The sequence below is a fragment of the Chitinimonas sp. genome, assembly GCF_041904975.1.
In the GTDB taxonomy this organism is placed as follows: domain Bacteria; phylum Pseudomonadota; class Gammaproteobacteria; order Burkholderiales; family Chitinimonadaceae; genus Chitinimonas.
Map to the genome: position 1 here is coordinate 1 of NZ_JAYRLZ010000408.1, position 2561 is coordinate 2561.

A 2561-nucleotide genomic window follows, 5' to 3' on the forward strand; every position below is an offset into this window, starting at 1 on the left:
GGAACTGGCCAGCTTCCAGCATGAAATCACCCCGTGGGAGCGGCGCTATCTGGCTAGCCTAGTATAAGGGGACGTGAAACGGTTGTGCTTCCTTGTAGGTCGGGATTCATACCGACAGGGGCGCTCGATGGGGCCCTGTCGGGATGAATCCCGACCTACAGGCGGAAAGCCAACGACATCGTCCGGCGAGTCAGACGGTTTCTGCGCCCGCTAAAGTACCGCCAAGCCATCGGCCGGCAGGGCGGCAGCCAGTTCAGCCAGCGCGCGTCCATCCGGCAGCTGCAACTGCGGGGCGATTTCCAGCAAGGGCCGCAGCACAAAGCTGCGCTCATGCATACGCGGATGCGGCACAGTCAGCCGCTCGGTGCCGATCTGTTGCCCGCCATACAGCAAGAGATCGAGATCAAGGGTGCGTGGCGCATTGCGAAAGCTGCGCTCGCGGCCAAAGCGCTCTTCCACCGCCCATAATCCGTCGAGCAAGGCATCCGGGCTCAGCGCCGTTTCGATGCCGGCCACCGCATTGATAAAGTCTGGCTGATCAAGATAGCCGACCGGCGCGCTGCGATACAGGCTGGATGCGCCGAGCAAGCGGGTTTGCGGCAGCTGCCCCAGCGCGGCGATGGCCTCGGCCACCGTTTGCGCAGCCTCACCGAGATTGGCGCCAAGGCCGATATAGGCAGTGACGCTCACTGCGCCGCACCTTCGCCTGCCGCGCGGCCAGGGCCACGACGGCGGCGACGCTTCTTCTGGCCCTCGCCCGCTTCCGGGCGAATCAGCATCGCTTCGCGCTTCTGGCTATCGACATCCTGGAATTTGGTCCACCAGTCGGCCAGCTCCTGCGGCACTTCGCCCGAGCTGGCGCGCAAGCACAAGAAATCATAGCCGGCGCGAAAGCGCGGATGCTCCAGCAGGCGGAATGGCTTGTTGCCGCTGCGCTGCTCGAAGCGTGGCTGCAGGGTCCAGATTTCCTTCATTGCCGTGCCATAGCGGCGCGGAATCGCCAGTTTCTCTTCTTGCACCGCCTCGACTTCATCAATGGCGGCAAACAGCGCCAGCATCGGCTTCTCACCAGCCGCCTTGCGCTTGTCCCAGTTATTCAGCACTTCCAGCCACAGCAGCGAGGCAAACACATAGCCGGCCGACACCGGCTTGTCGTCGCGGATGCGTCGGTCGGTGTTTTCCAGCGCGGTCTTCAGGAACAACTCGCCCTGCGGCGCCGCCAGCATGGTGTCGAGCAGCGGGAAAAAGCCATGATGCAGGCCTTCATCGCGCAACTGCATCAAACAGGCCCAGCTCTGGCCGCTGAACAGCAGCTTGAGCATCTCGTCGAACAGCCGCGCCGCCGGCACGTTTTCCAGCAAGGAGGCCAGCTCGCGGATCGGCTTTCGCGTATCGCTATCGATGCTGAGGCCAAGCTTGGCGGCCAGGCGCACCGCGCGCAGCATGCGCACCGGGTCTTCGCGGTAGCGGGTGACGGGTGCGCCTATCATGGTCAGGCGCTTCTTTTCTACATCTTCCACGCCGCCGTGGTAGTCGATGATCTCTTCGCGATTCGGGTCGTAGAACAGCGCATTCACGGTGAAATCGCGGCGCTTGGCGTCGTCTTCCTGGCTGCCCCAGGTGTTGTCGCGGATGATGCGGCCGGCATCGTCAGTCAGTGTCTCGCCCGAGCCGCGAAAGGTGGACACTTCCACCGTTTCATCGCCAAACAGTACATGTACCAGCCGAAAGCGCCGGCCGATGATGCGTGAGCGGCGGAACACCTTGTGCACTTCCTCGGGCGTGGCATTGGTCGCCACGTCGAAGTCCTTCGGTTCCTTGCCCAGCAACAGATCGCGCACCGCGCCACCGACGATGAAGGCCTCGAAACCGGCTGCCTGCAGCTGGTCGGTGGTTTTCAGGGCAAAGGCCGGCAAGCGGTTGCGACGAATGCCATGGCGCTTGAGCGGAATCACCACCCGGCCGCCGCCATGGCGTTTTTTGAGCTTGAGAACACGGCCTATCAGTTTGCGAATCATTGTGTTGTTTTGAATTTGCGCAGCAGAAAGCGCGATTATAGCTGCGCTTGCCCTGCCGTCTGCGTTTGATCATGTAAAGGAAAGCCATGCCCACCGTTCAATACCGCATCGTCAATGTATTTGCCGACCCACACAGCGCCGGCTACCCATTCAACGGCAACCCGCTGGCCGTGGTGGAAAACAGCCAGGGCCTCAGCACCGAACAGATGCAGGCCATTACCCGGCAGCTTAACCTGTCGGAAACCAGCTTTATCGGCCCGCTCGATGGCAGCGAGCTATCCATCCGCATTTTCAGCCCCAGCTATGAATTGCCGTTTGCCGGCCACCCTATCCTCGGCACCGCCCATATCGCGCGCGCGCTGCTCGGGTTGGGTGATCAATTCACCCTCAAGCCACCGGCTGGCCCGGTCGGCGTCAGCGCGACACAGGATCACTGGACCTTGCAGACCGCGCAGCCACAACTCAGCCCGGTCGAGGCCCGCCGCGCGCAGCTGGCCCGCCTCCTGGGTCTGGAAGCGGGAGCGCAGCGCGACGAAGGCCGGG

General features: G+C 62.9%; 3 protein-coding genes. 1 reads left to right on the top strand and 2 read right to left on the bottom strand.

Annotation, left to right across the window (positions count from 1 at the left end; all coding sequences use genetic code 11):
• Window positions 1-210 precede the first annotated feature (210 nt).
• Both folK and pcnB read right to left on the bottom strand, forming a co-directional pair.
• Window positions 211-690, bottom strand: coding sequence for a 2-amino-4-hydroxy-6-hydroxymethyldihydropteridine diphosphokinase (gene folK, locus ACE3OH_RS21505; RefSeq protein WP_374358090.1), 480 nt, complete (start codon window positions 688-690; stop codon window positions 211-213).
• Window positions 687-2018: a polynucleotide adenylyltransferase PcnB gene (gene pcnB / locus ACE3OH_RS21510; protein WP_374358096.1), complete on the bottom strand. Its 1332-nt coding sequence runs from the start codon at window positions 2016-2018 to the stop codon at window positions 687-689. The genes folK and pcnB overlap by 4 nt, the downstream gene beginning before the upstream one ends.
• Before the next feature lie 86 nt (window positions 2019-2104).
• On the opposite strand from pcnB, the gene ACE3OH_RS21515 reads away from it, so the two are divergent.
• On the top strand, window positions 2105-2561 hold a 457-nt coding region (locus ACE3OH_RS21515), incomplete at its 3' end, for a PhzF family phenazine biosynthesis protein (RefSeq protein ID WP_374358101.1).